We start from the raw sequence: 4,489 nt of genomic DNA, 5'->3' as shown, positions 1-4,489 counted from the left end.
GTGCAGTGGGCGGGGGCCCGCCGCCTCCGTCCCTCCCCATGCCGCCCCGGGGGGAGTCGAGAGCAGCACGGGAAGCGGTCCGGGAAACGAGTGGTGTCGACACCGACGGGCAGCCGCCGTGATCCGTTCAGCACGGACTCGGCATCCACACAGCGCACGGCCGGCACGAACTGTCACCCGGCCGGCAAGTTCCGTAGGTCCGGCACCGAATCAAACGGGCGATGAACTTTCGGGCCCTCCGGGACCAGGCGGGTGTGGCGGCTGCGCGTTGGCGGTGCCGGCAGGCATGTAAAGGACGCCTGACGCCTTGTGACACTTCCGTGATGGCTGACGCTGGTCCCCATGTGGCCGCCGATGCATTGGAGCGCATGGGCGGCACCGACTCGAAATGGATCCGGTGCGAACGAGGACAGTCTTGGGCCAGGCACGGCAACCCCGGCGCGTACAGCCGCACGACGGGGAATTGGGCGCGGCGGTCGCGCGGGCCCAGGACGGGGACGAGACGGCTTTCGCGATCGCCTACCGGATCGTGCAGCCGAACCTGCTCGGCTATCTGCGTGGACTGGTCGGCGACGACGCGGAGGACGTGGCGTCCGACGCCTGGCTGGAGATCGCCAGAGACCTCGGACGGTTCAAGGGGGACGGGGCCGGCTTCCGCGGCTGGACGGCCACCATCGCCCGGCACCGGGCACTGGACCATCTGCGCCGTCTGCGCGTGCGGCCCCGCTCGGGGGTGTTCGAGCAGGAGGTGTTGGACCTGGCCGGCCCGTACACCACGCACGACCAGGCTCTGGAGAGCCTGTCCACCGCGCGGGCCCTGGAACTCGTCCGCGAGCTGCCGCAGGACCAGGCCGAGGCCGTGCTGCTGCGGGTCGTCGTCGGCCTGGACGGGCCGGCCGCCGCGCGCGTCCTCGGCAAGCGCCCCGGCGCGGTGCGCACCGCCGCGCACCGGGGCCTGAAACGCCTCGCTCTCCGGCTGGGCATCGACGGTGCGGCGGACGGGGATGTGACGGATGAGGCTTCCCGGACGCTGGGGCAGTCGGAATGAACGACGACGACATTAGGCAGACACGGCACGAACACGGAATGAATCGAGGGTGTCGGACGGAATCGGAAGCGGACATGGGTGAGCGGCCGAACGACGACGGGGTTTCGGGCCGTAGACGTGTGCACGCTGACGGCACCGAGTCCGGCCCGTGGAATGTGCGTGACGGCGGCGCTCTGGAGACAGCGCTGGCCGACGTCCTGCGCGAAGCCACTCTGGACCCCGAGGCCGAGCGGCAGGCCCTGGCCGCCTTCCGGGCCGCCCGCGAGGCGGACGGGCACCAGGCGCGCACCCGACGCCGGGACGACTGGCGGCCGCCCGCGGAGCGGCGTGCCGGGCGACGCGTGAAAGCGACGTTCGGCGCGGTGTTCGCCAGCATCGCCCTGGGCGGCGTGGCGGTTGCGGCCATCGGTTCGGTCGGCTCGCACACAGACGATGCCGGCCGGGGGACCGCGCCCCCTTCGGCGGTCGCCTCGCACCGACTGGGCGCCTCGGCGGCGCCTTCCGGAGGCCTCGGACCGACGAAGCGCCCGGCCACCGCAAAGGACACCAAGGCCCACTGCCGCGCCTACGAGCAGGTCAAGGACCGCGGCAAGGCGCTCGAGGCGACGGCCTGGCAGCGGCTTGTCGCGGCCGCGGGCGGGACGGACAACGTCGCCGCGTACTGCGCCGATCAGCTGACCCACACGACAGTCGCGCCGAGCAAGCCGGGTGGCACCGGCAGACCTGGCGTGGGCGCTGCGGATCCCGGCAAGGGCGCGGCTGGGAACTCCGGCGCCTCCGGCAACAACCGCAGTGGTGCGGGCGACGCGGCGGGAAAGAGCGGCGAAAAGAACAGCGGTAAGCACAAGCAGTAGAAGATCCGCCGCCCACACTCGTCAGTGCCGTGTTGGCGTCGGTCACCGGGGACAACCCGCGCGCCGCCGACCGGCTCGCCGACGAGGGAGTTCGCGCGCGAGGCCGGAGCCGGCATCGTCGCCGACTCCGACCTCATGACGGAGGACCAGGAGGGCCGTAACAAGGACGTGGTCCTTCGCGCGGTAAATCCAACTGCCTTACTTCATCGGACGGTTCATCCGGTGAACGCGGTGGTGCCATTGGGGACGCCGAGCCCGGAGGGACCGTCGTACCCGGCGGTGCCGGTGCAGAGGTAGGAGCCGCCACAGCTGCCGTTGGAGCCGCTGATGACGTCGTACAGCGCCGAGGCGTGAGCGTAGGGGAAGGCCCCCGGGTAGGAGCCGGAGGACGGGGCGCCGCCCAGTGCGTAGGTCGACGCGATCAGCGGAGAGGAGGCGCTGGTGCCGCCGAAGACCATCCAGCCGGTGGCCGAGCGGTAACTGTCGTAGACCGCGACACCGGTGTTCGGGTCGGCGACCGCCGACACGTCCGCCACCGTGCGACTGGCGCAGCCGGTGTCCTTCTGCCAGCTGGGCTTGGCGTCGTACCTGGAGCAGCCGGAGCCCGCTCCGCTCCAGACCGTGTCGGTCCAGCCGCGGGAGTTCGACGCGGTCTTCAGAGACGTACCGCCCACCGCCGTCACGTACCTGGAGGCCGCCGGGTACTCCACGCCGTAGCCGTTGTCGCCGGAGGAGACGGTGATGGCGACGCCCGGATGGTTGAAGTAGCTGGCGTCATAGGTCGCGTCGCTGGAGGACTCGGAGCCGCCGTAGCTGTTGGAGACGAACTTCGCGCCCAGGCGAACCGCGGTGTTCACGGCCGTGCCCAGGTTGGTCATGGTCGCCGTCTTGGCCTCGACCAGCAGGATCTTGCAGTTGGGGCAGGCCGCGCTGACCATGTCGAGGTCGAGGGAGATCTCCTCGGCCCAGCCGGAGTCGCCGCGCGGGTAGCTGGTGCCACCGTTCTGGTCGACCTTCGCGAAGCAGCCGTTGGCGGTGGTGCAGGCGGACAGGCCGTACTGAGAACGGTAGACGGCGAGGTCGGACTCGGCGTTCGGGTCGTCGTAGGCATCGACGATCGCCACCGTCTGGCCCGAACCGCCGGCGGCAGAGGGCAAGTTGTACGCCGCCTGCAACGAGGCGGGGCCGTAGCCGGAGGGAGCGGCGGCCGCGGTCAGATCGCTCTCGGCGTGCGCCGACTTCGGGGTGCCCGCGGTGACCTGCAGGGCGTTACAGGCCATCTCGCCCTTCTGCGTCGGGGCGGCGCAGGCGTGGGCGACGGTGACGCCATGGGATGGGGAGGCGGTGGCCTGGGCCGCTTGGCCGATGGGGGCGGCCAGGGCGAGGGCGGCCGCGGCGAGCGCGGCCACGGCGGCGAGGGAAAGGTTTCTGCGCAACGTACGTCCTCCACATGGTGGGTGAACCGGGAAGGGTTGTGGGGGGTGCGCGGTGCGACCTCGGCGCGGGGTACGCGCCATAGCCGCGCAGACCGTACGAATGTCGAGGGCACGTCAACAAGAGGGAGGTTAAAGCCGGAACGTTCCTTTGCATTTCCTTTGGTGTTCATGTGCCGTCCCTGGGTGGGTCATGGCCGAAAGGTGTCCCCACCATGGCTTGACCGATCCGCGTGACAGTTCGCCCCGGGTTCGGAAGGAGGCCGGGACCCAGAGCAGGCGGCTTCGGGGGCGGCCAGCTGAGTCTTGCCCACCCCGCCCATCCCGGCCAGGACCTGGCCGACCACCGCGGTTCCGCCACCAGCGAGCGCCTGCTGCAACCGGGCCACTTCGGCCCGGTCCTGGAAGCAGTTGGCCCGGGCGGGGATTACGCCGACCTGATGTGGCAACGCGGCCGGAACCCGGGACATCCCGTAGTAGTTGTTCTGCGTGCCCTTGCCCAGCACCGGACTGTGATGCTCGCTGCCCGTGAAATCTATGTGGTCGCGGTCGCCGTGGGCAGCACGCTCTTCGGCAGTGCTCACCTCGACGGGCCACCATGGTTGTGCTGGGTGCCCTTGCCCACGACCGGCCCGTGGAACGTGCCGTACCGGAAGTCGATGTGATCCCCCGCCACGGCCTCCCCCGTCGGGTCCTTGGCCTGGAGCTGTTCGACGAGCTGCTGCAGCGCGGCCGCGAACTGCTCGTCCCGCTCGACGGCGTCCTCCAGCGAGTCCGTCAGCCGGCGCCGGGTGCGCTCCGTGAGCTGCTCCTGCCCAGAGTCGGCTTCCTCCCGGGCCTGCTGCAGTGCCGGGTCCTGATCGAGTTTGCGGCTGACCAGGTCGTGCAGCCGGTCCATCCCCGCATCCAGTCCCCGGTCGACCTCCGCATCCGCCCGCCCCGCCACCCGCCGGGCCTTGCCCACCAGCCACGCACACACGTACCCGACCGCAATCTCCACACCCGTCACCACACGCCCCCTCACCAATCGGATACCGGCATAGCGACCGTACCCACCCGCCCCCACCCGGACCCCGCAAACTGCGTCTCATGACAACCCCGTTACGAACGGGTCTGATGCAGGTTCGGGTGACAGGTTGACCTGTCACCCGAAC

General features: G+C 70.6%; 5 protein-coding genes. 2 read left to right on the top strand and 3 right to left on the bottom strand.

Annotation, left to right across the window (positions count from 1 at the left end):
- The first annotated feature begins 415 nt into the window (after positions 1 to 415).
- Both ABT085_RS44230 and ABT085_RS44225 read left to right on the top strand, forming a co-directional pair.
- A complete protein-coding gene (locus ABT085_RS44230) occupies positions 416 to 1,048 on the top strand; it encodes an RNA polymerase sigma factor (RefSeq protein WP_351622260.1) in 633 nt (210 codons plus the stop codon).
- The gene (locus ABT085_RS44225; RefSeq protein ID WP_351622257.1) at positions 1,045 to 1,902 is read left to right on the top strand and encodes a hypothetical protein; all 858 of its coding nucleotides are present in this window, start codon (positions 1,045 to 1,047) and stop codon (positions 1,900 to 1,902) included. The genes ABT085_RS44230 and ABT085_RS44225 overlap by 4 nt, the downstream gene beginning before the upstream one ends.
- 215 nt (positions 1,903 to 2,117) lie before the next feature.
- Here ABT085_RS44225 and ABT085_RS44220 read toward each other — a convergent pair whose 3' ends face one another.
- The 3 genes from ABT085_RS44220 to ABT085_RS44210 all read right to left on the bottom strand — a co-directional run bounded on the left by ABT085_RS44220 (position 2,118) and on the right by ABT085_RS44210 (position 4,335).
- A complete protein-coding gene (locus ABT085_RS44220; RefSeq protein WP_502982982.1) occupies positions 2,118 to 3,419 on the bottom strand; it encodes a S53 family peptidase in 1,302 nt (433 codons plus the stop codon).
- A 107-nt stretch (positions 3,420 to 3,526) separates the two neighbouring features.
- On the bottom strand, positions 3,527 to 3,919 hold the full coding sequence (locus ABT085_RS44215; protein WP_351622251.1) for a hypothetical protein: 393 nt from the start codon (positions 3,917 to 3,919) through the stop codon (positions 3,527 to 3,529).
- Positions 3,916 to 4,335, bottom strand: coding sequence for a hypothetical protein (locus ABT085_RS44210; RefSeq protein WP_351622249.1), 420 nt, complete (start codon positions 4,333 to 4,335; stop codon positions 3,916 to 3,918). The genes ABT085_RS44215 and ABT085_RS44210 overlap by 4 nt, the downstream gene beginning before the upstream one ends.
- Positions 4,336 to 4,489: the final 154 nt, after the last annotated feature.

This window comes from Streptomyces sp. NPDC002265 (assembly GCF_040296125.1).
Taxonomy (GTDB): Bacteria; Actinomycetota; Actinomycetes; order Streptomycetales; family Streptomycetaceae; genus Streptomyces.
Note: the sequence above shows the minus strand (reverse complement) of the source record. Positions and strands in the feature narration are given on the sequence as shown.